At 53.3% G+C, this 25,857-nt stretch carries 25 protein-coding genes; 1 reads left to right on the top strand and 24 read right to left on the bottom strand.

What is annotated here, in order from left to right; all coding sequences use genetic code 11:
* Positions 1 to 135: 135 nt before the first annotated feature.
* The 22 genes from rfbC to J7J49_RS07075 all read right to left on the bottom strand — a co-directional run bounded on the left by rfbC (position 136) and on the right by J7J49_RS07075 (position 21,778).
* Positions 136 to 681 carry a dTDP-4-dehydrorhamnose 3,5-epimerase gene (gene rfbC / locus J7J49_RS07180; protein ID WP_215091362.1) on the bottom strand — a complete coding sequence of 182 codons (546 nt, stop codon included), beginning with the start codon at positions 679 to 681 and terminating at the stop codon, positions 136 to 138.
* Between the two features lie 68 nt (positions 682 to 749).
* Positions 750 to 1,664, bottom strand: a complete 915-nt coding sequence (gene rfbA / locus J7J49_RS07175; RefSeq protein WP_215091359.1) for a glucose-1-phosphate thymidylyltransferase RfbA — start codon at positions 1,662 to 1,664, stop codon at positions 750 to 752.
* Between the two features lie 86 nt (positions 1,665 to 1,750).
* A complete protein-coding gene (rfbD, locus tag J7J49_RS07170; protein WP_215091357.1) occupies positions 1,751 to 2,707 on the bottom strand; it encodes a dTDP-4-dehydrorhamnose reductase in 957 nt (318 codons plus the stop codon).
* Complete coding sequence (locus J7J49_RS07165; protein ID WP_353048349.1) at positions 2,704 to 3,057, bottom strand: four helix bundle protein; 354 nt, start codon at positions 3,055 to 3,057, stop codon at positions 2,704 to 2,706. The genes rfbD and J7J49_RS07165 overlap by 4 nt, the downstream gene beginning before the upstream one ends.
* Positions 3,058 to 3,097: 40 nt before the next feature.
* Entirely contained in the window at positions 3,098 to 4,288 is a 1,191-nt protein-coding gene (gene rfbB, locus J7J49_RS07160) for a dTDP-glucose 4,6-dehydratase (RefSeq protein ID WP_215091355.1), read from the bottom strand.
* A gap of 84 nt (positions 4,289 to 4,372) precedes the next feature.
* Positions 4,373 to 5,281, bottom strand: coding sequence for an ABC transporter ATP-binding protein (locus J7J49_RS07155; protein ID WP_215091353.1), 909 nt, complete (start codon positions 5,279 to 5,281; stop codon positions 4,373 to 4,375).
* A gap of 61 nt (positions 5,282 to 5,342) precedes the next feature.
* On the bottom strand, positions 5,343 to 6,749 hold the full coding sequence (locus tag J7J49_RS07150) for an MBL fold metallo-hydrolase RNA specificity domain-containing protein (RefSeq protein WP_215091351.1): 1,407 nt from the start codon (positions 6,747 to 6,749) through the stop codon (positions 5,343 to 5,345).
* A 346-nt stretch (positions 6,750 to 7,095) separates the two neighbouring features.
* Positions 7,096 to 8,001 carry an RpnC/YadD family protein gene (locus J7J49_RS22465; RefSeq protein ID WP_251048181.1) on the bottom strand — a complete coding sequence of 302 codons (906 nt, stop codon included), beginning with the start codon at positions 7,999 to 8,001 and terminating at the stop codon, positions 7,096 to 7,098.
* Between the two features lie 181 nt (positions 8,002 to 8,182).
* Complete coding sequence (locus J7J49_RS07140; protein WP_215091349.1) at positions 8,183 to 9,283, bottom strand: KpsE/RkpR family capsule polysaccharide export protein; 1,101 nt, start codon at positions 9,281 to 9,283, stop codon at positions 8,183 to 8,185.
* Positions 9,284 to 9,286: 3 nt separating this feature from the next.
* Positions 9,287 to 10,099 (bottom strand): ABC transporter permease, encoded by an 813-nt coding sequence (locus J7J49_RS07135; protein ID WP_215091347.1) that lies wholly within the window; start codon positions 10,097 to 10,099, stop codon positions 9,287 to 9,289.
* Positions 10,100 to 10,293: 194 nt separating this feature from the next.
* Positions 10,294 to 12,030, bottom strand: coding sequence for a polysaccharide biosynthesis/export family protein (locus J7J49_RS07130; RefSeq protein WP_215091345.1), 1,737 nt, complete (start codon positions 12,028 to 12,030; stop codon positions 10,294 to 10,296).
* Entirely contained in the window at positions 12,030 to 12,437 is a 408-nt protein-coding gene (locus tag J7J49_RS07125) for an RT0821/Lpp0805 family surface protein (RefSeq protein ID WP_215091344.1), read from the bottom strand. Before J7J49_RS07125 ends, J7J49_RS07130 begins: the two co-directional genes overlap by 1 nt.
* A 283-nt stretch (positions 12,438 to 12,720) precedes the next feature.
* Positions 12,721 to 13,746 (bottom strand): porin, encoded by a 1,026-nt coding sequence (locus J7J49_RS07120; RefSeq protein ID WP_215091342.1) that lies wholly within the window; start codon positions 13,744 to 13,746, stop codon positions 12,721 to 12,723.
* Between the two features lie 227 nt (positions 13,747 to 13,973).
* Positions 13,974 to 15,047, bottom strand: a complete 1,074-nt coding sequence (locus J7J49_RS07115; protein WP_215091340.1) for a porin — start codon at positions 15,045 to 15,047, stop codon at positions 13,974 to 13,976.
* A 264-nt stretch (positions 15,048 to 15,311) separates the two neighbouring features.
* A complete protein-coding gene (locus J7J49_RS07110) occupies positions 15,312 to 16,169 on the bottom strand; it encodes a ProQ/FINO family protein (protein ID WP_215091339.1) in 858 nt (285 codons plus the stop codon).
* Positions 16,170 to 16,189: 20 nt separating this feature from the next.
* Complete coding sequence (locus tag J7J49_RS07105; protein ID WP_064236358.1) at positions 16,190 to 16,747, bottom strand: dihydrofolate reductase; 558 nt, start codon at positions 16,745 to 16,747, stop codon at positions 16,190 to 16,192.
* Positions 16,744 to 17,562: a thymidylate synthase gene (locus J7J49_RS07100; RefSeq protein WP_215091337.1), complete on the bottom strand. Its 819-nt coding sequence runs from the start codon at positions 17,560 to 17,562 to the stop codon at positions 16,744 to 16,746. The genes J7J49_RS07105 and J7J49_RS07100 overlap by 4 nt, the downstream gene beginning before the upstream one ends.
* A gap of 427 nt (positions 17,563 to 17,989) precedes the next feature.
* Positions 17,990 to 18,505 carry a hypothetical protein gene (locus J7J49_RS07095; RefSeq protein ID WP_215091336.1) on the bottom strand — a complete coding sequence of 172 codons (516 nt, stop codon included), beginning with the start codon at positions 18,503 to 18,505 and terminating at the stop codon, positions 17,990 to 17,992.
* Entirely contained in the window at positions 18,502 to 18,801 is a 300-nt protein-coding gene (locus J7J49_RS07090; protein ID WP_215091335.1) for a nucleotidyltransferase domain-containing protein, read from the bottom strand. The genes J7J49_RS07095 and J7J49_RS07090 overlap by 4 nt, the downstream gene beginning before the upstream one ends.
* Before the next feature lie 123 nt (positions 18,802 to 18,924).
* Positions 18,925 to 19,713, bottom strand: a complete 789-nt coding sequence (lgt, locus tag J7J49_RS07085; RefSeq protein ID WP_215091334.1) for a prolipoprotein diacylglyceryl transferase — start codon at positions 19,711 to 19,713, stop codon at positions 18,925 to 18,927.
* 83 nt (positions 19,714 to 19,796) lie between these two features.
* Positions 19,797 to 20,582, bottom strand: coding sequence for a sulfite exporter TauE/SafE family protein (locus tag J7J49_RS07080; RefSeq protein ID WP_373557068.1), 786 nt, complete (start codon positions 20,580 to 20,582; stop codon positions 19,797 to 19,799).
* A gap of 8 nt (positions 20,583 to 20,590) precedes the next feature.
* Entirely contained in the window at positions 20,591 to 21,778 is a 1,188-nt protein-coding gene (locus tag J7J49_RS07075) for a response regulator (protein ID WP_215091333.1), read from the bottom strand.
* 200 nt (positions 21,779 to 21,978) lie between these two features.
* Between J7J49_RS07075 and J7J49_RS07070 the strand changes: the two genes are divergently transcribed.
* Positions 21,979 to 22,779: an NRDE family protein gene (locus tag J7J49_RS07070; protein WP_215091331.1), complete on the top strand. Its 801-nt coding sequence runs from the start codon at positions 21,979 to 21,981 to the stop codon at positions 22,777 to 22,779.
* Positions 22,780 to 22,800: 21 nt separating this feature from the next.
* Here the strand turns inward: J7J49_RS07070 and ptsP are convergent, their stop codons facing one another.
* Positions 22,801 to 25,062, bottom strand: coding sequence for a phosphoenolpyruvate--protein phosphotransferase (gene ptsP / locus J7J49_RS07065; RefSeq protein ID WP_064236350.1), 2,262 nt, complete (start codon positions 25,060 to 25,062; stop codon positions 22,801 to 22,803).
* Positions 25,063 to 25,164: 102 nt separating this feature from the next.
* A complete protein-coding gene (gene rppH / locus J7J49_RS07060) occupies positions 25,165 to 25,656 on the bottom strand; it encodes an RNA pyrophosphohydrolase (protein ID WP_215091329.1) in 492 nt (163 codons plus the stop codon).
* Between the last annotated feature and the right edge of the window lie 201 nt (positions 25,657 to 25,857).

The raw sequence follows: 25,857 nt of genomic DNA, 5'->3' as shown, positions 1-25,857 counted from the left end.
GGATAACGTTAAATACGAACAGGAACTTACCAACATTAAGAGATAAGAAAAGCTCCTATATGGCATTTGTTTCGCCATTCAGTTCCCTGCTAACTGCAATTTGCCAAGACATATGTGTCCGCCTGTGGCTATTTATTAGGAAAATGTGGGGGCTGCTTCCAGGTTAAGGCCTTCTTGATCTTTCTCTGAAAGCTGGGGCGCCGCCCCGTAGGTAGGCCACTCAATGGCGAGTTTAGGGTCATCCCAGCGAATACTCACTTCGTCGCCTGGGGCGTAGTAATCGGTACACTTGTATTGAAACTCAGCTTTTTCGCTGGTGACATAAAAACCATGGGCGAACCCTGGTGGCACCCATAGCAGCTGCTTATTCTCTTCGCTTAAGGTCACCCCTACCCACTGGCCAAACGTGGGTGAGCTTTTGCGCATATCAACGGCAACATCAAATACTTCGCCTTGGGTAACGCGGACTAGCTTCCCCTGGGGCTGCTTATATTGGTAGTGCAGGCCCCGCAAAATACCTTGAACGGACTTGCTGTGGTTGTCCTGAACGAATTGGTAGTTGCCGCAGTGCTGCTCAAATTCGCTTTGGCGAAAGGTCTCCATGAAGAAACCGCGCTCGTCGCCAAATACTTTGGGGGTGAGCAGAACTAGATCGGGAATGGCGAGTTTTTCGTAGTGCATAGAGAGCTCGTGAAGGGTGAAGAGTTAGGTGTGAGGCGTTAAAAGCGAGAAGCAAGACTCCTCTCACCTCACGTTTTACCCTTCACTTTTAAAAGGCGCTGGAGATATAGGCCGTACTGGGTTTTGGCGAGGGGTTTGGCGAGTGAGGCTAGGCGGTCGTCATCGATCCAGCCGTGTTGCCATGCGATCTCTTCCAGGCAGGCGATTTTGAGACCTTGGCGGTGCTCAATGGTTTGCACGTATTGGCTGGCTTCTAGAAGGCTGTCGTGAGTGCCGGTGTCTAGCCAGGCAAAGCCTCGGCCTAGACGCTCTACGCGCAGGTCACCACGCTCTAAATAAGCGTTATTGACGCTGGTGATTTCAAGCTCGCCCCGCTCCGAAGGCTCTACGGCTTTGGCAATATCGACGACATCGTTATCGTAGAAATAGAGACCGGTAACGGCATAGGCCGATTTGGGTTTTTGCGGCTTTTCTTCGATGGAGATAGCGTTACCGTTGTCGTCAAACTCCACCACGCCAAAACGCTCGGGGTCTTTTACTAGGTAACCAAATACTGTGGCACCGCTAGCTTGCTGACTGGCGCGCTTTAACTGGCCGGAGAAGTGCTGACCATGGAAAATATTGTCGCCTAGTACCAGGCAAACGGGGCTTTCGCCAATAAACTCTTCGCCGATAATGAATGCTTGGGCAAGGCCATCTGGGCTTGGCTGCTCGGCGTACTGCAGGCTGATACCAAAATCTTCACCGTTGCCGAGCAGGTTCTGGTATTGGGGAAGGTCTTCTGGTGTGGAAATAATCAATATTTCACGGATGCCCGCTAGCATGAGTACCGAGATGGGATAGTAGATCATCGGCTTGTCGTAAATGGGCAGGAGCTGCTTGGATACACCACGGGTAATGGGGTGCAACCGAGTGCCGGAACCACCGGCTAGAATAATGCCCTTTCTTTGTGAAGGGTTAGGTGTGAGGTGTGAGGTGGTCATGGTCTATCATCCGTGAATATACAAATATTAGCCGTGAGGTGTGAGGGGTTAGGCGTGAGGGGTTAGGTGTTCTTACTCCTCACTCCTTACCCCTCACAGCATTCTGCAAGCGTTAGCGCTAGCTGGGATTGCCAAACCGGTAATGTGACACCAAGCGCGGCTTCAAGTTTAGTCAGGCTCATACGTGAGTTGAGCGGGCGCTGGGCGGGGGTTGGAAATTCTGTAGTAGGTATGCCGTTCACTGTGCTGGATTGGATCGCTAACTCTTCGCCAAGTGCCTGTGCTTGCTTGAAAATCTCGCTGGCGAAACCGTGCCAGCTGGTTTCCCCTCTTGGCGCTAGGTGGTAGATGCCTGAGGGGATGTGAATGGTGAGTGGGGAGTGGGGAGTGGTGTTGGGTGAATCGTGAGTCGTGAACGCTAGTGCGGTGACTTGGGCGATTAGGCGTGCTGGGGTGGGCGCGCCTATTTGGTCGTTGACGATGCTTAGTGTTTCGCGTTCGCGGCCCAGTCGCAGCATGGTTTTCATGAAGTTGCTGCCTCGGGCGGCGTATACCCAACTGGTGCGGAAAATCAGGTGCTGGCAGCCGCTTTGGGTAACCGCTTGGTCGCCTTCCAGCTTGGTTTGGCCATATACGCTATGCGGTGCGGTGGAGCTCTCTTCCTGCCAGGGTGCTTCACCATCACCTGGGTAGACGTAGTCGGTTGAGTAGTGCACCAGCGGAATGTTGTGCTTTGCGGCATAATCGGCTAACTGTGCTGGCAGCTCGGCATTTAGGCGCTTGGCTTGCGCTGGTTCGCTTTCGGCTTTATCAACCGCTGTGTAAGCGGCGGCGTTAAGGATCAGTGCTGGCTGGTGCTCGGCTAAATAGGTGTCAACCGCTTGGGCGTTGGTTAGGTCGAGCTCTTGGCGTGTTGGGGCCAGGATGTTGCCGAAGAGGGCAAATTGGCGCTGGAGCTCAAAGCCGACCTGGCCGTTGCCGCCGGTGATGAAAATAGTGAGGGGAGAAGCGTGAGGTGTGAGGTGTGCGTGTTCAGATGTCATAGTGAAGCCTTTAAATGCCTGATCAGCCCGCCTAGCTGTGAAAATACAGAGTTAATCGCTAGTTCCAGTGCTGAAATATCATCCATGTACCCTAAGCGTTGGGCAATTTGGCACTGAGTTTCAAGCTCACTGAGCGAACCACGTGCTATATACAAAAATCTTAAAAAGTCGGGTTTACTCCCACGCGCCGCCCCTTCGGCTATATTGCTTGGTACAGATACAGCGGCACGTTGCATTTGGCTAGCAAGCCCATATCGTTCAACTGATGGAAAGGCTGAGGTTATTGAGTAAATAGTGACAACGAGATCCATCGCTTCTTGCCATACCCGCAGTTGCTGATGCTTTCTCACAACTCTTCCCCTCACCCCTCACAAGCGAAGCGCTTACTCTTCACAAACTACCTAACCGTTGGCCTTGGTAGCTGCCGTCTTGGACGCGTTTCCACCAGGTTTCGTTGGCGAGGTACCACTGCACGGTTTTGCGTAGGCCGGTTTCAAAGGTTTCTTCTGGTACCCAACCTAGCTCGCGCTCGATTTTGCTGGCGTCAATGGCGTAGCGGACGTCGTGACCGGGGCGGTCGGTGACGAAGGTGATTAGATCTTTGTGTGAGCGCTTCGCTTGAGAGGGGTGAGCGCCCTGCGGGCTTGTGAGGGGTAAGGAGGACCCCCTCACTCCTAACTCCTCACCCACTACCCATTCATCCAGGATTTCACAAATCGCTTCTACGACCTCGATATTAGCCTTCTCGTTGTGCCCGCCGATGTTGTAGGTCTCGCCTACTTGCCCTTCTGTGGCGACTTTGATCAATGCGCGGGCGTGGTCTTCTACATACAGCCAGTCGCGGATTTGTTGCCCATCGCCGTATACCGGGAGTGGTTTACCGGCTAGGGCGTTGAGAATTATCAACGGTATGAGCTTTTCGGGAAAGTGGTACGGGCCGTAGTTGTTGGAGCAGTTAGTGACTAACGTAGGTAGGCCATAAGTACGCTGCCAAGCGCGAACCAAATGGTCAGAACTGGCTTTACTGGCTGAATACGGCGAGCTGGGCGCGTAGGGCGTAGTTTCTGTAAAAAGTGAGGCGTGAGCGCGCTGCCCGCTTGTGAGGGGTGAGTTTTCCTCCTCGCTCCTCACTCCTGACTCCTCACATTCAGCCAGATCGCCATACACTTCGTCGGTACTGATGTGGTGGAACCGGAAAGCGTCGCGACGCTTGCCTTCAAGGCTGTTCCAGTACGCACGGGCGGCTTCCAGCAGTACGGCGGTGCCAACCACATTGGTTTGAATAAACTCTGCTGGGCCGTCGATAGAGCGGTCTACATGGCTCTCTGCTGCCAGGTGCATCACTACATCTGGCTGGTGCTGCTTGAACAGTTGCTGCATGGCCTGTGCATCGCAAATATCGGCCTGGGTAAAGGTATAACGCTCATTGGCTTCAATGCTTGCCAGAGATTCTAAATTGCCTGCATAGGTCAGTTTGTCTACGTTCACCACATGGTGGGCCGTATTTTGAATAAGCTCGCGGACTACTGCAGAACCGATAAAGCCTGCGCCACCGGTAATTAAAAAGGTTTTGGGGTTCATAGGTCTCTTAATAGCCGATGTTGATGGGCTTTTGACTGTGGTTCGGTATCTGTAAAAACTGGGTCTAAGAACTTGGTCTAAAAACTAGGCAGATTTGCGTTTTGCCTTGCGCTGCTGTTCTTCCAACATTTCGAGGTGCTCGCGCGCTATTTTCGAGGCTTTTCCCGCCTTTTGAACTTCCTGCTTAGCTATCGCTATGTCTTGCTGTGGCGCTTGGCGCTCTTGGTAGTCCGCTAGGTTTTCTTGTGCGGCCTTGAGCACCTGATGGCACTCTTGCAAGTGCTTCCTGGCACTTGGCACATCGCTGGGCAGTGCGGTGCCGTCGTTTTTGGCATCTACATCAACATGGTAGGCAGCGATCGCTTCGTTTACATCGTCGTACCAGTGCGCAGTGCCGTGTTTCAAGTAAACACCGGCCTGGCATAAATCTTTCAAGATACCTTCTGAGTGAGACACCATGATCAGAGAGGATTGACCTACTTTTGATTCAAAAAGCTCTTTTGCTTTGGCTTTGAATGATCTATCGCCAACGGCGGTGGCTTCATCTGAGATATAAACATCGAAATCGAAGGCTAGCGAGAGCCCAAAGGAGATGCGCGAGCGCATACCCGAGGAGTAAGTGCGGATGGGCTCGTCGAAAGCTTCGCCTATTTCAGCGAAGTCTTCCACGAACTGGATTATCCGCGCTACTTCTTCTGAACTACTGCCCTGTACTCGGGCAACGAATTTGACGTTTTGTCGACCGGTCATGCTGCTTTGCATGCCGCCCGACAGCCCTACGGGCCAGGAAACGCGGGTGTGGCGAATCACTTCGCCGCGTTCTGGTGTATCCATGCCCGCAATCAGGCGCAGCAGCGTGGATTTACCCGCGCCGTTGGCACCAATCAACCCGACACTGACTCCTTTGGGGATCGTGAGGTTGATGTCTTTAAGCACCCAATCACTGCCGTGGTGGTTGTGGTAGCGTTTGTAGAGGTTTTTTATCTCGATCATTGGTTTTCTTAGTGATGGGTAAGGGGGGAGCGCTTCGCTTGTGAGGGGGAACACCTCACACCTAACTCCTTACCGTTACACTTCTGCCTTTGCGTTTATAGAGGCTTTCGAGTTCAGCTTTGAGCGTAGCGCGGGCGGTTTGTTCGCCGTGTACCAGATGGATGGTGTGTGGCCAACGGCGCATGCGCTTTACGAAGTTGAGCAGGTCTTTTTGGTCGGCGTGGGCGGAGTAGCCGCTGATGGTGGTCACGCCTGCCTTTATATCAAACCGTTCACCGTCGATGGCTACCCAGCCGCCCTGGGGGCCGTATTGCTGAATATCTCGCCCTGGGGTGCCTGCGCCTTGGTAACCTACGAACAGTACTTGATGGCGTTCATCGCCGAGCATGGCTTTGAGGTAGTTCATGATCCGCCCGCCTGCGCACATGCCGCTGGCGGCAATTACTATTGCTGGACGGCCTGTTTTGGCTAGGTACTCAACGGTTTGTTCGTGCTCTGCGTGGCTATCCACGGTATAGAGATTGGCAAAGTTGAGCGGGTGGCGGCCACTGCGCAGGCGTCCTTGGGCTTCTTTATCCCAGTAGGGTTTTAGCTCGCGGTAAACCTTGGTAAAGCGAGCTGCTAACGGTGAATCGACGATGATTTCCAGTGACTGCCACTGCGGTGAACGCGCTTGGTGGATAATGGTTTCAAGTTCGTAGAGTAATTCTTGGGTGCGACCAATACTGAACGCAGGCACCATCACCGTGCCGCCGTTAGCGAGTGCTTGCTCTACGGCGGCTTTTAAGGTGGCGCGGCGCTGGCGGCGATCTGGGTGTTGGCGGTTGCCGTAGGTACTTTCGAGTATCAGTTGGTCGCAGCCGTAGGGCGACTTTGGCGCAGGAAGTAGCGGTGCGTAAGGGGCGCCTAAATCGCCGGAGAAGACGATGCGCTCTTTTTCACCGGTGGCCGCATCCTGATAACTCACTTTCACGTAGCTGGAACCTAGAATGTGCCCTGCCCGTTTGAGTTTTACCCGCGTGGTGCCTGCGCATGCGCCAGTGTGATCGCTTACCTCGCTTACGCTATGCCATTTGCCGTAGGGCACACTGACGATTTGCTTTTCGAGCTGGGCTTGAAAGCGTTCGATCAGCTGGGCGTTGCGGGTGAAGCCGATTTTTAGCGCGTCTTCAATCACCAGGGGCAGCAGCTTGGCCGTGGGAATCGAGCATATGATTGGCCCGGTGAAGCCTGCGGCCAGCAGGTAAGGCAGCCTGCCCACGTGGTCGATATGGACGTGGGTAATGATAAGCGCCTTGACGGTGCTGATATCGAATTCAATTTGTAGCTGCTCGAAGCTATTTTCTGCGGCATCTTCCCCTTGGAAAAGGCCGCAATCCACCAGTAGGGATTCGTGACGATTGAGTAGCAGTTGGTGACAGCTGCCGGTTACCCCAGTGGCCCCGCCGTGGTGAATGATGTCGAGCATTGCAAAACCGTGAGTTGTGAGGTGTAAATTGTGAGGTGTGAGGCGTTGGCGCACCCGTGGGAGCAGCGCGGAGCGGTGCCGGGTTTTTGGTTCTGTGCCGTTGGGCGTCGTTCCGACGCCTTTCGCGGGTGCCTACGAACGCTCGCTGAACTCACGTTCTTCGTTACCGCGCGCTACGGGTTTGCTTTCACTGTGTTCTGTGCGTGCGTGATTTAGTAGCGCGTGGTAAGCCTTCGGCGCACCCGCGGGAGCAGCGCGGAGCGGTGCCGGGGTTTTGGCTCTATGCCACTGGGCGTCGTTCCGACGCCTTCCGCGGGTGCGAATAATTGTCTGGGCAACCTTGCCCCTAGCTTAGAACTCCGGTGAGGCTGTCAGCATTCAGAATACGAGTCAGCCAGTGGGTGAGCTGTTCGTCCGATGCCTGGCGTAGCTTCGCTTCCGCCCAACCTGGTAGCTCACCAAACTTCAGTTTGAGTTGAAGCCGTAGGGCACCTTCAATGCCTTCATGAAGGCCTTGTTGCATGCCTTGTTGCATGCCCTCATTACGAAGTCTTTCTGCTAAACCGGCCATTTTGCTTTCCTCCTGGGGATAGCGCCTTTGGTAGGCTTGCCTCTCATCTTCATCTAGTTCGCTATAAATATCGACAAAATCAATGTATTTAAGTTGCTTTTCTAAGTCGGGTTCTAGCGCAAACAGCCCTTGAATAGCGTTGGCATACACGTCAATTTTATCTTTGTCTGCCCAGTGCATATTGGGCAGATTCAGCCGCGCTACTATATTTTGGCTGTTAAAGAATTGTTCCGCTGACAAACTGCTGAGCTGGGTGTGAAGATAATTGAACTGTAGGTAGCTGTGCCGCTCACTTTTTATATGCAGGCTTTCTGCAATATTTTGGTTTGAATGTAAAAAAAAAACTACTGGCACCACTCGCTCCGTTTCGAATAGCTCACTCAGATGCAGGGTGTAGTGAGCAAGCCTATGAATAGAGAAGCGGTTTGGATCAGTTTCTTCTTCCAGCGTAAATAGCAGTGCTTCACGCTTGCCACAGGGCCATTCTACTAGCAGCGGTACATCTAGCTCGTGAAATCGATCTCCTAAGCGCCCTTTTAACTGTTCTTGACGTATCGGCGTAATCTTTACGCTCGGAGTAAGGTTTTCGGCTTCTTCGGCGGCAAAAAAGGCAAGCGATTCATGAGGATAATCCAAGATCAAGTTTTTGAAATTTTGATCGTGGCTTTTTCTTTGACCCATGAAGGCTCCTCAATATGCTCGCCTTACCCATACCATATTAGGCATCGTTTCGACGCCATTCGAGCCGGGCTGCCGCTGCAGCTGCCTCAAAACGCTCGCTGAACTCGCTTTCTCGAAACCGCACGACGAGGCACCTCATTCCTAACTCCTAACTCCTCACCCTTCACCCTTCACTCCAACCTTAATCCCGGTGATCTTTGATGATCATCATCAGCATGCTGAAGATGAAGGCGAGGAAGATGGTGATAATGGCGAAGACGCTGCTGTTGTAGAGCCGGTTAGGTTCTGTGGGGTATTCCGGGAACAGCGGGCTTTGCAGCACGCTGACCTGCTTGAGCTGACGAGCGGCTTCTAAACGGGTATTTTCTAGTGCGGCAAGCGCGCTTGAGTAGGTTTCCTGAGCAAATTGCGCCTGCAACTCTAGCGTTTGGTACTCGGCGGAAATACTGTTGAGCGAGCCACCTGCGGCTTGTGCGAGGCGGTCGCGTTGCTCAACGATCTGGTCGCGTAGCGCGGTAATATTACGCTCTACGCTGCGCAATTCCGCTGACTGGGTGCTCTGGTAGCTCGCTAATGCATTGCGCTGCGCCTGGAAGCGGGCGAGGTCGGCTTCTAACGTGGCGACTACCTGGTTGATGCTTTCTACTGTGCTGGTAGGCGAGACCAACCCATGTTCGTTTTGGAACTCTAATAGCGCAGCGCGCGTATCTTTGAAGCGCTCGTCTAAACGCACCATTTGCTGCTCTAAAAATTTCACCTGCTCTTCCGCCAGGCGGTGCCCCATTCCGTTCATGTGGTTTTCACCTGCTTCCAGCAGCAGCGTGGCCATGTCGTGGGCAAATTCAGGCGTATAAGCTTGCACGTGAATATTGAGTACGCCGGCATACTCGTCCAGCTCTACCTCAACACGGCGCAGATAGTATTTGTGCAGGTCCTCAATAGGGGCATCGCGGTTATGCAGCTTGGCGAAGATGTCCCCGTTTTCGGAATAGTGTTCACGCAGATTTAGCTGTTCATCCAGTAGACGCAACATATCGACAGAGAGTAAGTGCTCACGCAGCAGTAATAGGTCGTGAGTATTACCGCCACCACCGCTGCCCATAATAGAAGATAAGCTAAATTCTGGAGTTGCTACCTGGGGGCTTTCTAACACCACGGTGGCACGGGATACATAGCGTTCCTGTGCCCATGCAAACCAGTAAAACGAGACTAACACTATTGCGATTAACGCCACGGCCCAGTGTGGCGATGTTTTTACAAAACGACGATAAGAACGTTGCATAGTTTATTGTGCCTTCAAACGATCAGTAAAGCGCAGGTGCATCAATAGCCCCAGGGCAATTAACGTGAATGTAAACAGCCAGAGATAGAGCATGCTGGTGCCCTGTACGACTTGGTACTTGTCAAAAAAGCCCAGGCGCAGCGTTTCAAGGCCGTGGGGAATGGGATTAAGCATCAGGTATTCCAGCAACCAGTGGGGTAAGGAATTAAGCGGCAAAATCACCCCTGAGATTATTAATAGGGGTAAAGAGAGCATGGTTATCACTCGGCCAAGCTCAGGTACCAGTGTCGACGCTACTGAGGTTACCAGACCCAAACCAAGCCCTAGGCTCCAGAGGGAAAGCCAGGCAGCCATTGCCCTAAGCGCATTATCTGGGTACATGTCCAGCCCGAGCATTAACCCGCCACCTATAAAAATCAGGAAGATAAAGCTACGCAGCATGCCTTCTAAAAAGTTGCGGACTAATACGGGGTCTACGGGCTGTACTTGGCGGTAGGCAAAAAGGGCCTTGTTACCACTAATCGCGCCCATCCCCCGAATCATGCCTTCCCGCACTAGGAAAAAGCCCATTAACCCTGTAATCATCCAAGGGATAAATTCGGCGTTAACGACCAGGCGGTCGCCGCGAATAAAGCTACGAATACCTACCATAATGCCTGTAAAGGCGACTGGTTCGAAGATCATCCAGAACCAGCCCATACGGTCAGACATAGTGCGCGAAATGGCTTCGCGCATGAACATGGCGAACCACACGCTGCGCGTGACTTGCCACGGTGTTCGTGCGCTCCGCCGAGGGCCGCCGTTTACGTTATCCATAGCGCTACTTCTTGAATAAGTGAGGTGTAAGGGGTGAGGTGTTAATTGTGAAGGGTAAGGTGTAAATCGTGAGGAGTGAGGTGTTAATTGTGAGGTGTGAAGTGTTTGTTTGACACCTCACCCTTCACTCCTAACTCCTTACCATTCGCTTCTTACCCCTCCCCCCTCACTCCTTACCTTTTTACAGAACTTTTCTACAGATCAACCGCTACTTTGGTGGCTACTGCGATCTGGTAGAGGATCTGCGTGAGCGTGGAGGCTAGCTGCAGGTTATGCGTGGGTGCAGCGGGCATGACGAGGATTTCATCGCCGGGGCGCAGGTTTACATTGCGCGCATTTTCAACTGCACCGTTCTGACGTACCACAAGAATATGGTCGTCATCTGCACGGTCGGTGAAGCCGCCTGCACCTTCAATGTAATCGATCACGCTCATACCTGGGCGGTAAACAGCGGCTTGGGGCACAAGTACTTCACCACTGATTAGCATGGAGTCGCTCAATTCCGGAATGGTGACCACATCGCCGTCCTGCAGTCGAATATCGGAAATGCGCCCATCGTAGGCCACTACTAGACGGCCACTTGGTTCTAACTCGCTGGCCCGGGAGATGAAATCCTGAATTAACTCCGCTTCCTGTACGCGAATTTGCGCTTCTTCATTGGTGCTAGAGGGGGCACCTAGGTAGGTTGTCTCTAGTCGGCGTAGGCTGTCTTCAAGCGACTGCGCCTGCTGCTGTTTGACGCTTTCACGCTGTATTGAAATGCTTTCTACGGCAGTCATGTTTTCAGGTACGGCGATGGCGTCCAGCAATTCGCTTAAACGGGCATCTCGCGGCAATGCGTACCGTGAAGGGCCGTAATAGCTACCTTCTACTTCCACCACGATGGTTTCGCTGCGCTTATCAGAGCTGAATAATACTTCGTCGCCGCTACGGATCATTTGACCGGCAAACATATCAATGGGGAAGTATTGGGCAATAGGCCCATCTTCACGATCACCGCGAAGCAAAACGTGAGAAACGCCGCTTCTTAACCGTGCTAGATTAACAAGTTCAGCGCCACTTAGGCTGCTGCCTGTCATTTCGTAACGGTATTCTCGGTGAACATCTCCACCTACAGCAATCGCTGGGCCACGCTCTTCAACAACGATGGTATCGCCATCTTGGAATTGCGGGCGAGGTATATTGCCATTGATCAAGAAATCGTAGAGGTCGACGGTGGCGACACTGCGGCCTTCACGCATCACACGAATTTGACGATAACTACCCAGGTCTTGATCTATGCCGCCGGACTGATCTAGAAAATAGAGCAGTGAGTCGTTGGGAGTGCCAGCATAACGGCCAGGGTTTTCAACATAGCCCGTCACGTAGACGGCTACGGGCTGTACGCCTTGCAGGTTGGTATAGACCTGGACGTTATCCGGGTATACCGAGGTAATGGCCTGGCGCACACTGCCATCTACCTGTTGACTGCTCTGCCCTTCTACTTTTAGCGGCCCTGAGCCAGGGATAAAAATATTACCTTGGGCATCTACGGGTAGCACACGATCGAATTCAAAGGCACCCCAGGCGCGAACAGTGACTTGGTCGCCTGGTTTAATGCGGTAATCAGGATTAAGGCCATCTCCCATTGCACCGCGGAAACCGCCGGTAAATAGGTTAGCGCCAAATGGCGGTAGCGCATCGGGGTCTTGTGGAGAGGCTGAAACCGGGCCATAGGTGCCGCTATTCCAATTGGCACGCGGCGTGTCGACGACTTCTTCCTGCTGCGGCAGGCTGCCTTGCTGGTTAGCCTGCTGAGGCAAAATACTGTCGGAAAGGCTCAGCGCCTGCGCCCAGGTGTTGGGAGCTACAAAAACGCTGGCAAGCGCTATGGAAGCGACGGCTAACGAGCGATTTAGCGCAGCGCGGTCGAGCAGTGTGGTCACTTTCATTAATTGCGCCCCTGTAGTGTTTGTGCCACAACGCGTTGATTAACCCAACCATTGGGTGTTTTACAGACTAGTGCAGAACGCGCGTTATTAGAGTCTACGGCTACCACTCTTAGCTTGCGACACTCACGACCACTCGCGGCAAGGTAAGCAGCGTCAGCCACAATCTCGACATTATTCCCCCATGGGCTTTGAGGAACATTCAACACAGCACCTGCTGGTGCCTGTGCTAAAAAGCCATTGAGATTGTCGTCTTGCAGCAGGGTGGCAGGGTCGTTATTCAATACATATTGCGCTTCTTGCTGAGCTGAGCTGGAGGGGTACGAGGCACAACCACTCACCACGGCTAAGCTCAGCGCTGCCAGCAGCATGCGTGCTGGAGAGACCACTGAACGTTGAGATATCGACATAGTTATTTCCAAATAAAAGGCACGCTACCGCCCAGGGATTATAACGGGCGTATTCCCTTGCCCTACTTCTCTGGGTGGATGAAAGTGGTTGGCACAAGCGCAAAGCACTTTTGCCAGCCCCCCATTGTAGGGGAATACCGCCACCGGCTCTACATGGACAGTTCCTGTACAACCTATTCATTCTTATTGTGAGAGCAATGATCATTAAAAATCAAAAAAACGGCCACATAACATGCGGCCGTTTTGATAAACACAAATTAACTCTTAGCGCTTTATTATGCCGCTAGAAGTGATAACGCGCCCCTGTCAGCCAATATGTCCTGTCTGCCGAACTTTCTTTTCGTATGCTTGGCGCATCGCCGTCCGCTAGCTCCACGAACACATCAAATGCACTGGAAATCTTATAGTAAGCCCCCGCGGCCCAAGCGTTGCTCTCTTCACCGTCGTCGCGGTCTACGTTGTAGTAATCTGCGGTAAATGCCCAGGGCCCAGTGGAGTAAGTACCACCCAGGCCGACCGTCTCAAACCCGCCGCCATAGGTATCGCTGTTGTCTTGGGTTTCGATACCTAAGCGCATTGATAGCTGATCAGATAGTGAGTATGAGCCGATAAGGCCATAAAGCATTTCGCCGTTTCCGCTACCACCGCCACGCACTACGTTTTCAACTGCGCCAAACCCCACCTTTAAAGCCCCCTGCTGGTACTGAACGCCGCCCTGAGCAGCGGTTACATCGCCTTCACTACTCTGTTCAGCAGCCGTTAATCCGCGCTCACTGTAGTGTTTAACTTGTAGGAAAGAGGTGAAACCGTTCAGCTCAGGCGTGTAATAGGCAAGCGAGTCACCCCAGGACTGCAGACCCGAGGATTTAAACAGCAAGCCACGGTCTTGATAAACATCAAAGGGCATTGAGACAAACTGGGAGTACATGCTATTAAAATTACCTGCCAGCAACGTACCGTACTGTTTGCTCGCCAAGCCGATATAGCTCTGACGAATTTCATTAAAACCCTGGTTAGTGTTTCTCTCGTCGCCGGTAAAGCGCCACTCTACGTGCCCTAATGCCGTTAGATCCGACGTGACAGCATGACTCATTCGAAACCCAAGACGGGAGTAAACATCAACAAATTCAGCGCCGTCATTAACTTTATTTCCTGCGCTATTAAACTCAGGCCCACCGCCTGCAATACCCATGGAAATACGTCCATAAATATCCAGCTTCGTGCCATCCTGATCATAAAGCGTTGTGGCTTGAGCCGAGGAGATACTTAACAGGCTTGCTACCGCCACTGCCAACTGCTTCTTCTGCATTAGAAATAATCCCTTGATACGCTAATTTTATTGTCTGCTTTAGCTATTCAGCTGTGCAGCGGAACAATGTTATACAATATCAAGTTATCGTTAAAGGAAAAACGTTCTTATTTGTATTAACTACAGAAAAGGCAATCAATGAGCCAAAAAAAAACCGGCCTCTAAGAGGCCGGTTCTATTTGGTTCTGCTAGGCAGTTACCTTTCAAGCATGGTGTTTAAAACAAGCTTAGAAGTGGTAACGAGCGCCTGTCAGCCAGTACATGTCGTCGCCATCGGCAGTATCAACACCAACAACTTCGTCGTTGTCGAATACGTTTACGCTGATGGACTGCTGGTCAGCTTGCTGCAGCTCTAGGAACACGTCAAAGTTGCTGGAAACTTTGTAGTAAGAACCCAGCGCCCAAGCAGTGCGGCTGTCTGAACCTTCAGGATCTACGTCGTAGATGTCAGCAGCAAATGCCCAAGGGCCAGTGGTGAAAGTACCACCTAGACCAACTGTGTCGAAACCACCGCCACGAGTACCGTTGTCGTCACGAGTTTCGTAACCCAGACGCGCAGAGAACTGGTCAGTAATGTCATAAGAACCGATCAGGCCGTACAACATTTCATTGTTGCCGCCGCCACGTGCAACGTCGTCAACAAAACCGAGACCAAGAGTCACAGGACCTTGTGCGTAACGAACACCACCTTGCGGTGCAATTACTTCGCCAGCAGAAGTCTGCTCTGCTTCAGTCAGGCCGCGCTCGCTGTAGTGTTTCAGCTGCAAGAATGCGGTGAAGCCGCTCAGGTCAGGTGTGTAGTAACCGATAGAGTCACCACGTGACTGAGTCGGGTGACCAGCGAATTCCAGACCACGGTCGATGTAAACATCGAACGGCAGAGAAACGAATTGGTTGTAGAATGCGTCGAAGTTACCCGCCTGGAAAGTACCGAACTGGTCGCTTTGCAGACCGATGTAGCTCTGACGAACTTCTTTAAAGCCGGTGTTGCCGTTACCGCTAGGACCGGTACGCTCGTCACCGTCGAAACGCCACTCAAGACGACCGAAAGCAGTCAGGTCGCGAGAAATTTCCTGGCTCATGCGCAGGCCAAGACGTGAATAAACATCTACGAATTCAGCGTCGTTATCAATTTTGTCGCCGTTGCCGTTGTACTCAGGGCCGCCACCAGCGACACCCATGGCAATACGGCCATAGACGTCAAGCTTGGTGCCGTCTTGGTCGTAAACAGTTGCAGCTTGTGCTGCAGCTGAGGCACCCAGGGCGCCAACGATAGCAGTCGCTAAAAGTGTTTTTTTCATGATGTAAGTTCCTTAACTCGTATACTGTTTCGATCGTTGCTGCTCAGCTCTTGATAAGCTGGCAGTTGGCTTTTGCGGGCCATGCTCTTTTGCCATCCGCCGGTTTTTCCCGGTGGTATGCGGCATGTCCTCAACTAAGCCTTGTTATAGTCCAATGCTCGCAGAACAAACTCTATACCGGGACTCCAGGGAACGCAATAGAAAAAAACAGTGTTTTTTTACTAATTGTGCTTTTTTATGGAACCCCTGCCGCCAGGGTTGGTCTCAGCGGCCTTTAAATTTCTGCTGCAGGTCTAACAATTTGTCTTCCATGCTAAGCGGCTTACGTGGCTCAGCTTTTTTTACTTCATGTTCTACTTCATGCTGCTTAGGAGCCACTATACGGGGCTTTTTAGCAGCAGGCGACGAATTAGATTGCCCTTTTTTGGGCTGCCCAACTGCTTTCTGATCACCGCGTTTTTGCGACGCATGAAGTGCTGCTTCTTTATCGACTTTGCCAGCGGACTGGCCATCCAAATCTACCCGTTCTGCACCCTCTCGCACTGCTTTTATATAGCGCGGCAGGTTCACATAGTTGGCCAAGGCGCGACGAATCAGCTTATTGGGCCACTCTTCACGCTCAGCAAGCTCTTGGTGAATACCTATTTTCAGCGGTTTGGTATGCCCCTTAAAGAACGCTTTGGGGTATCGCTCGTACCATTGATTAAGCAGGGCATGCGGTGAAGGTGCTTTGGCCGTTTCAGCAGGAGTAGCTTCAACAGGGTCAGCTTCGACAGAGGCAGCTTCGAAAGGAACAGTTTCGTCAGATGCACTCTTTTCAGGTACCGGAACGTCAAGTGCTTGTGTGTTGAGGGGCTGTGCTTCCAAGGACGGTGCTTCCAAGGACGATGTTTCCAAGGACGATGTTTCCAAGGGCTGTGTGCCAAAAGCCACTTCACTAGATGTGTCAGCTTTTATTGTAGCCGCGGGCTCAGAGCTTGGCACGCTTTGCGCTTGGGCATCTTTCTGCGCCAATTGCTGCTTTAGCCGCTGGTTTTCCTCACGCAGGGCCTGTAGCTCAGCTTGTGTGCGTTCAAGACGCGTTTCTAAGTCATCTAGCATATTCATTAAGCTGGCGGCCATAGCCTTCTCCTTTGCCCTTTTCAGTCGGCGATGCGCTCATAGACGACAAAATCGTAGCTTGGCTGCCCTTCTGCTGGCTGCCCCGCTACGCGCTGTACTTCTCGCCACTCGTTGGGGTCGAAGTCAGGAAACGTTGCGTCGCCCTCTACGTCGATGTCCACTTCCGTTATGTACAGCCGTTGGGCAAAGGGTAACGCCTGGCGGTAAATTTCACCGCCTCCCATTACCATGATCTCTTCTGCCGCCTCAATGGTGGCATGCTGGTCGGCTAGTTCTAGCGCTGCAGGCAGGTCGTGGCACACGCGTATGCCTTCATGAGAAAACTCGGCGTTGCGGGTGACGACGACATTAAGCCGATTGGGCAGTGGCTTGCCAATGGAGGCATAGGTTTTACGCCCCATCACCAGCGGTTTTGCTTGAGTAATGCGTTTGAAGAACTTTAAATCTTCAGGCAGGTACCAGGGTAACTTGCCGTCTACGCCGATCACTCGATTTTTAGCCATGGCAACGATCATTGCGACCGGCACTAGGGAGTCGAAAGCGCCGTTTTGGTTACTCATATCGTTTTGCTGGCTCATACCGCCACCTCGGCTTTTATGTGCGGGTGCGCCTCGTAAGCGTCAATGTGAATGTCTTCAAAACGGAATGCAAACAGGTCGTCTATTTCGGGGTTAAGCACCAGCTTAGGCGCTTCCTTGGGTGCGCGCGACAACTGCTCTTTGGCCTGATCAAGGTGATTACTGTACAGATGGGCATCGCCTAGGGTGTGGATAAATTCACCCGGCTGCAGACCGGTCACTTGGGCGACCATGGTTAGCAGCAAGGCGTAGCTGGCGATATTGAACGGCACGCCGAGGAAAATGTCAGCGCTACGTTGATAAAGCTGGCACGACAGCTTTCCATTGGCAACATAAAACTGAAATAGGCAATGGCAAGGCGGGAGCTGCATTTCATCGACCTGGGCCGGGTTCCAGGCCGAGACAATCAGCCGGCGCGACTGGGGCGAGGTGCGAATTTGGCCAAGCACTTTAGCAATTTGGTCAACGCTGCCGCCTTTGGGGTCGGGCCAACTGCGCCACTGGTAGCCGTAAACGGGGCCTAGGTCACCGTTTTCATCCGCCCACTCGTCCCAGATCCGCACGCCGTTCTCTTTTAAGTAGGCGATGTTGGTGTCACCTTTCAGGAACCACAGGAGTTCGTGAATGATTGAGCGCAGGTGGAGTTTTTTGGTGGTCAGTAGCGGAAAGCCTCGCGATAAGTCGAAGCGCATTTGATGGCCAAACACGGAGCGCGTGCCAACACCTGTACGGTCGTGGCGATCAACGCCATGCTCCAGAACGGTTTGCATCAAGTCTAAATAAGGCTGTTCAAGCGCGGGCGTTGTAGCAGTCACAGAATTTCCAAGTTAACGGGCGGTGTAGCGGTTTATTCTAGGCGCCCATAGCTGCCCGGTCTAGCGGTGGCGGCCTGTTAGCGTTATTAGGCCAACCCCGGCACCGCTGCGCGCTGATTCCGCGGGTGCGCCTGAGGCTTACCACGCGCTACTAAATCTCGCATGCACATGAAGCATGGGGGTTCAAAGAGAGTGTGCACATTATGAACGTGGCCGTGGCACGTAATCACACCACCGAAATAGAGTGAGTGCACAAACCGTAGCGCGTGGTAACGAATCTCGCGAGGCACGAGCGAATGAGGCACCCGCGGGTGGCGGCGGAACGACGCCTGGTGGCACCCAACCAACCTTGCCTGCACGAGCCAAACCCGGCACCGCTTCGCGCTGCTCCCGCGGGCGTGAACTTACCCCAAACAGCTTCAGCCTACTAATTAGGCAAATTTAACAGTCCAGGAAGCTCAGTTAACAACATTTTATTTTCTGCATAATGATGAAGCTGATTATAGGTGCTCAAAAGCATCAGACTCGAATCTCGCGCAATATTGATCGCTTCTGCAAACTCGCGAGCATTTTCCATGTACTCATGAACCAACTGGTTACGAAGTTTTCTGGCAATCAACCACCCTTCAACACTGTTTACTACGCCTAAGCGTTCAGCCCGATTAAGTGTTTCAATTTGACTGCCCGGTTTTTCCGCAAGCGCCTGTAACCAGCGAGGTAATAACTTGTCGGCTAGCGTATCTTGCATTCGGCCAAACCTGGAAACGAATGCTTCTAAGAAAACCGCTTCTTGTGGCTGATCATCTAACGTCTCTACCCATGTTTGGGTAATCAGCTTTTCTTCAGCAAATAGCGTAAGCCAACTGTATGTTAAATGATCCCCTTCGCGCTTTACTATGCTAAGCGTAGCCAAGAAGCGCTCAACCGGAAGAAGACCACTCATATTAGCTCTCCATTAGTAAGCGCTTGCTCATACACAGGTGACAAGGGTGTTTCTGGATCATAAATCAATATGTCGATTGGCTGGTCACCCAGGCGCATCTGTAACCGAGCCGTCATGGTCAACATCTTGATCATTTTGCCCGTCATTGGCTCATCGCTCTTGACTAAAATGTCAATATCCCCACCCTTGAGATGGTCGTTTAAGCGGGAACCAAAGAGCGCAAGCTGAACATTTTTACCAAAAACTTCGCGACCTACCTGCTTTACAATCGCTTTTTGCTCTTCACTGAGTCTCATACCACACCTCTGTACCAACTCAATTTGGCTTTATCGTGCACAGCTATTACCCAACAGGCTCTGGTGACACACTGGCATTATAACGCTATTTCCAACTGGATCAGGCAAGGTTCTCTGCCCCCATCAAACCTTAACATCCACTGGCTGAGAGCGGGACCAGGCAATAATAATGAAGCCCAGTGCGATCATCGGCAGGGTGAGCAGCATGCCCATGGTGACCCAGCCGAAGGCGATAAAGCCGATGTGGGCGTCGGGCATGCGGACAAACTCGACCATAAAGCGGAATACACCGTAGCCGATTAAGAATAGCCCGGATAAAAAGCCACGCGCTGTTGGCTTGGCGGAGACCCACCAGAGAATGGCAAACAGCACGACGCCTTCTAATAACGCCTCATAGAGCGCTGATGGGTGGCGCGGTTCAGCGCCCATGCCGGGAAACGGCATCCCCCAGGGCAGCGAGGTTACGCGGCCTGGTAGCTCATGATTAATAAAGTTACCGATGCGCCCGGCGCCTAAGCCAATCGGCACCAACGGGGCGATAAAATCAGTGAGCGTTAGGAATGCCAGCTGTTTGCGCCGGGCGAATATCCAGGCGGCGAGCAATACGCCGAGTAGGCCGCCGTGGAAGCTCATACCGCCATCCCATACGCGGAAAATCCACAGTGGGTCAGACATCCACTGCCCTAGTCCGTAGAACAGCGCGTACCCTAAGCGCCCACCGGCAACGACACCGATTGCACAGTAAAAGAGCAAATCACCGATATCATCATTATTGAGGCCGATACGCGATGCGCGCCGACAGCCAAGCCACCAGGCGGCGACAAACCCCACTACATACATCAGACCATACCAATGGACTTGCAGCGGCCCCAAGGAGATAGCCACTGGGTCAATCGTCGGGTAATTAATCATTTACACTCTCTAATCTGACCAAAGGAAATTGTTCATTTACGAAGCGTTGAAAGCGCCCACTCAACAAGCCAAATACTCCCCGGCTAGGAGAGCAGGAAGCGAATCCCTACCACCGCCAACAGTAGCGCGAAGGAGAGCCGTAGCGCATGGGCAGGCAAAACGTGGGCAAGTTTAACGCCTAAGCGGGCAAATGGAACGCTGGTGATAACAATACTGAAGAACGCAGGCCACATAACAAAGCCAGTCGCCCAGGCAGGTAGCAGAGGATTTCCCCACCCCACCACGATAAACGCCAGCGCTCCCACCAGCGCAATAGGCAGCCCTACTGCCGCAGCCGTGCCCACCGCCTGGGTCATGCTGGCACCGCAGCGCGAGAGCAGCGGCACCGTCATGGCACCGCCGCCAATTCCAAACAGCGCTGAAACAGCGCCAATTGCGACACCCGCCAGCGCCATTACCCAGTTGCCTGGCGCGACACTGCCGGGCTTGGGCGTTAAACCAAACACCATTTTGGCGGCAATGAGTAGAACGAAGATGCCAAACATAGTTCCCAGCGACGAGCCGGAGAGATTATCGGCAACAAACACTCCGGCGACGGCACCTAATACCAACCCTGGCAGCAGTGCTTTAAGCCATGCACGGTGAATACTGCCTCGACGGAAATGGCCCAGGGTTGAGGATGAACCGGTGACAAGGATGGTGGCGAGGGAGGTGCCAATGGCTAAATGCATGATAATTTCTGAGGCGATGTTTTGCAGCCCAAAAGCAAACACCAACACGGGAACAATAATAAGCCCACCGCCCACGCCAAACACACCGGCCATTGTGCCTGCGACGGCCCCTAGAGCTAGGTAAATCAATAACGTCATGACCATGGTCATTCAGGGGGAGTCGATTTAATCGTGCCTGGAAACCAGTGAGTAATCATTTTAAGCAGGGTTTCGGGTTGATACGGTTTGGCAAGTAAGTCATCCATGCCAGCGGCTATACAGGCATCGCGCCCGGCATTGTCTGCATTGGCCGTTAGTGCAACCAGCACGCTTTGGTTGCCGCCACGGTTTCGCTCGAACTCGCGCCAGCGCCGAGAGGTTTCAAGCCCGTCCAGGATGGGCATAAAGATATCCATGAATACCAGGTCAAAGTTAGTGCTTTGTTGGCGCTCCAGCGCCTGCTCGCCGCTGCTAACACCTTCTACCCGCAGGCCTTGGGTCTCCAGCATCTGCCGGGCTAGCATCAAATTCACTGGTCCATCGTCGACAACCAGTACACGCAAATTGCGCTGTAGCGCGGCACGCTCGCCATCACTTCCAGCCTCACCGATCCCATCACCTTGCTGAACGAGATTGGTCAATAGTGCACGGATATCCGACACGTGTTCGTATACTTCCATGACATTTTGCCGACAATTATCGGTAATTTCTTTATCAGCCATGGCGTTTAAGTGATCTAACAAGTTGTCTGTTTCATGCTGCAGTAGCGTTAGGTAGCCTGATTTCAAACGCGACTCTTCCCGCGCCCTTTCTCGGCCAGCCATCAAGTGTTTGAGCTGGCGTTGCTGGTGCTGAAGATCGTCCAACAGGGATTGTTCATGCTCCTGCCGCGTGTTTTTGGTAGCGGCGCTGGCTACTTGCGAGCAATGCATACAACGCTCAAGACCGGCGAGTACTTCATTAACGCTGGCCAGCCGCTGGAGGGGCAGATGAGATTCGTCGGCGGCATCCGGCGGGGAGCATTTATGCTCGGGGAGTGCACGCGCTGCGGTGGTACACAGAGCCTGACTATGGCGCTCAAGTTCGGTGAGTTCTTGCATAAAACGGGCGTCTTTATGCCGAGCGCGTGTTTTAACCAGCATAAGAAAAGCGCAGACATTCAAGCTACTGCCAATCAGCAGGGCTGCCATTAACCACAGCATGGTGCTCCAGGAGGCGTTACTTGGCGACATCCACCACATCATGGCGCCGACTATCAGGCAAAGCACAACTAAAGCAGCTTGCACTAGCAGCAGTGGCCATAGCAGAGGCCAAACAATGGCGTTCCAAAAGTGCTCCCTTTGATAACGTTGCATGATCTCGCCTTCCTGTTGATCACATGGCCGCTGATAACGTGACCGCTTTAAACTTTGCACGAACTGCCGACACTCACACTTTTCTGTGTGAGGATTTATGCTACAAATATGATACTGATGTAAGTGTACGTCTACATTTCGTTACTGTCATGCAGCGCTTGCGTTGAACGCTTTCCACCCTTTTCTTCTATGAGTTTGTTATGTGTTTAATATCGTTTGCTTGGCAACCCGGCACGCCCACGCCTTTGCGGCTGATGGGTAACCGTGATGAGTTTTATGCTCGCCCCACTGCGCCAATGGATCACTGGCGAGATAGCCCTGACGTTGTCGGTGGGCGCGATTTAGAGGCCGGTGGCTCATGGCTGGCGGCCAAGCGTGGCGGTGTCGTGGCCACATTAACCAATGTGCGTGACCTGCAATTAAGTGTGCCACCCGGCGCACCGAGCCGCGGCGAATTGGTCGCTAATGCCCTACAGTGTAACGATATTGAAGCATGGTTAAGCGAGCTTAGCCAGGGAGAGGCGTTGCGTTATGCAGGCTTTAACTTATTAGTCGCGACACCAACGCGGCTTTGGCACTTGCACCGGGGCCGAGAACGCCTGGCTCTCAGCGAGGTGCCCCCGGGCGTACATGGATTGTCCAACGCCGACCTCAACTCCCCCTGGCCAAAGCTATTACATGTACGTGGGGCACTTGAGCACGCTATTTTGCAACAGGGTCACTTGCAGGCATGGCCAAGCGCGGTTCAGCGCGCAATGCAAAACCCGCAAGAAGCGGCTGTCGAGGCATTACCGAATACCGGCGTTGGCCTTGAATTGGAGCGCCAGCTTTCGGCAGCGTTTATTGTTGGCGAGCGCTATGGCACCCGTGCCACTTCGTGGCTAACCCTGGACAGCCAAGGGCATATCAAGATTACCGAACAACGCTTCGGGCCGCTGGGTCGCTTTGAGGGTGAAACCACCCTTGCGCTGCCCAGCGATTCGCTAGCATCAATGCCTTAGAGTCTGTTGACTGTGCAAGGCCTAGTCACGGGGTGGCATCAAATGCGACAGCTGCCACTCATCCATACGCCCCTCTAAATGGGTGTGCACCTGGGCAGGTGTATCCAGCTCCATCACTTCTTTGAGCAGTTTCTCGGCATCGCCAAACGGTACTCGACGAATAGCCGCACGCACTTTGGGCAGGCTGGGCGCATTCATGGAGAGACTGGTAAAGCCCATGGCCATGAGCAGCAGCGCCCCGGCCGGGTCGCCGGCCAATTCACCGCACAGTGAAATGGGCTTATTGAGTCGCCTGGCATCCGTGGAAAGCTCTAGCAGAGCACCGAGCAGCGCCGGGTGCAGCGCATCGTAAAGGCTCGATACGCGCGGGTTGTTGCGATCCACCGCCAGTAAGTACTGGGTTAGGTCGTTGCTGCCCACGGAGAAGAAGTCGACTCGTTTTGCTAGCGCGTCCATTTGGTAAATAGTGGCGGGCACTTCGATCATTACGCCCACCTGGGGCCTGATGACAGTAATGCCCTCTTCGCCCAGTTCTAGAATCGCACGATCCAGCAGGCGCAGGGCTTCATCGACCTCTTCGACGTTGGTGATCATCGGGAACAGAACGTAGAGGTTATCCAGGTCGATAGAAGCTTTGAGCATGGCGCGCAGTTGCACCATCAGCACTTCCGGGTGATCCAGGGTGACGCGCATACCGCGCCAGCCTAAAAACGGATTGGCCTCCTCAATCGGGAAATAGGGCAGGTCTTTGTCACCGCCAATATCCAGCGTGCGCATCACCACCGGCAGCGGTGCAAAGCCTTCGAGCTGGTCACGATAGAGCTTGGTTTGCTCTTTTTCGCCGGGGAAACGTTCGGTAATCATAAACGGCACTTCGGTGCGGTAGAGCCCCACACCACCAATGCGGCTTTTCAGCAGCGCGGTGGCATCGACCGCCAGCCCGGTATTGACCATTAGCGGCATGATGTGGCCGTCGGGGGTGGCGCTGGGCAGATCCTGTTCGTGCTCAAGCAGTTCGCTGAGCGCCTCTTCTTCGGCGATCAGACTTTCATAACGCGCCGTAAGTTCAGGTGAGGGGCGTACAAACAGCCGGCCACGGTGGCCGTCCAGAACAACCGGTGCACCGCCTAGCCGCGGCAGTGGCAAATCCACCATGCCCAGCACCGTAGGAATGCCCATGGCGCGGGCCACAATCGCTACGTGGGACGTGCTGGAGCCACGCACCGAGACCAGCCCTTTTAGCTTATCGCGTGGCACTTCACCCAGCATGGCCACGCTGATTTCATCACCGACCAAAATGGCGTTATCGGGATAGGTTTCCGGCGTAGAGGGCGTATCTTCTTGCAGGTGGGCAAGCACCCGGCGGCCCAGATCACGAATATCCGCCGCCCGCTCACGCAGATAGTTATCGTCGACTCGCTCTAAGTACTGCACGTGGCGGCGGACTACGTCGGCCAATGCGCCTGGTGCCCACTGCCCTTCACGAATACGCTTTTCCACTTCATCGGCCAGCGCCGCTTCACCCAACATTTGTTGGTAGACATCGAACAGCGCCAGCTCTTGTGCAGAAATACGACTTGCCAAGCGCTCGGCCGCCGCACGAATTTCGCTACGCGTTTTACCTATGGCCTCCTTTAACCGCGCTACCTCATAGTCCTGATCGCTGGGAATGAGGTCAGGCACGCTATTAAGGTCGGAGGGTGGGGTAATCACCACCGCCTCCCCCATGGCCATGCCTGGCGAGGCTGCAACGCCTTTAAACATTGCTTGCCCACCGGCAAGCGCCGGGCGTAACAGGTTTCCTGTCGCTAATGCGTGGGCTAAAACGCCTGCCAACTGCGCCGCCATGGTGACCAGGAAGGCTTCGTCTTCATCATCGTAGCGGCGCTTTTCTGCTTGCTGAACAACCAATACGCCGAGCATGTGGCGCTGGTGAATAATCGGCACGCCCAGAAAACTGGAGTAGCGCTCTTCGCCAGTGGCTTCAAAATAGCGGAACTGGGGGTGCGTCTGGGCATCCTCAAGGTTAAGTGGCTCGCTGCGTTTGGCCACCAATCCCACCAAGCCTTCGCCCAACGGCAGTACGACACGACCTACTGCTTGAGTGCGCAGGCCAATTGTCTCCATCAACACCAGCGACTCAAGCTCCTTGTCGTAAAGATAGAAGGAGCACACGTCGGTCTGCATCGCTTTACGAATTCGGCGAACCATCGTGGACAGCGCAGCCTCAAGGTTGCGCGCGCCATTCACTTCCTGAATAACTCGTCGCAACACCTCAAGCATGGACGTTTTACTTTTCACTATTATTTGCCTCGCTGAGGAATTTCCTGGCAAACTGCCGCCGCTCTAGTTTGGGCAGCGGTTCGTTACCCTATTTCTTCCGCCCTATTCTTCATCCTGTGCCAGGCGCTGAACGCGGGGAGACAACTCTCGTAGCGCGCGCCGATATACCTCTCGCTTAAAAGGCACTACCTGCCCTAGCGGGTACCAGTAGCTCACCCACCGCCACCCATCAAATTCGGGGGCTGGGGTTGCCGTCATACAGATTTGGCTTTCCTGGCAACGGATTTTAAGTAAAAACCACTTCTGCTTCTGGCCTATACAGACCGGACGCGAATGTGTGCGAATCATACGTCGTGGCAGACGGTAGCGTAGCCAGCCCCGGGTGCAGGCAACAATATCAACATCGTCGGCGGTTAGGCCGATCTCTTCGTAAAGCTCACGAAAAAGTGCTTGTTGTGGCGTCTCGCTTGCATTGATGCCCCCCTGGGGAAATTGCCACGCATTTTGTCCTACCCGACGCGCCCAAAGCAGCTGCCCCTGGCTATTGGCAATGATGATGCCAACATTGGGGCGAAAGCCGTCAGCGTCGATCACGGACATCACCTTATAAATTTTCAGTTGTCCCCATTTTTCCACAAGGGTGACAAGCGTATCAATACAATATAACGCTAAGTCATGAATGCTTACTTGGTATTAGCCTGAGTGCTGGTGGGAATGGCCGGGCGACTCTGCGATAATCCGCGTCCGCTATTTGCCTTACTAGCGTTTTTTACACCAATACTAATCGCTTACTAC

This window comes from Halomonas sp. ISL-56 (genome assembly GCF_018612805.1).
Lineage (GTDB): Bacteria > Pseudomonadota > Gammaproteobacteria > Pseudomonadales > Halomonadaceae > Vreelandella.
The sequence above is the reverse complement of the archived record's forward strand: the minus strand, read 5'-3'. Positions and strand labels throughout refer to the sequence as shown.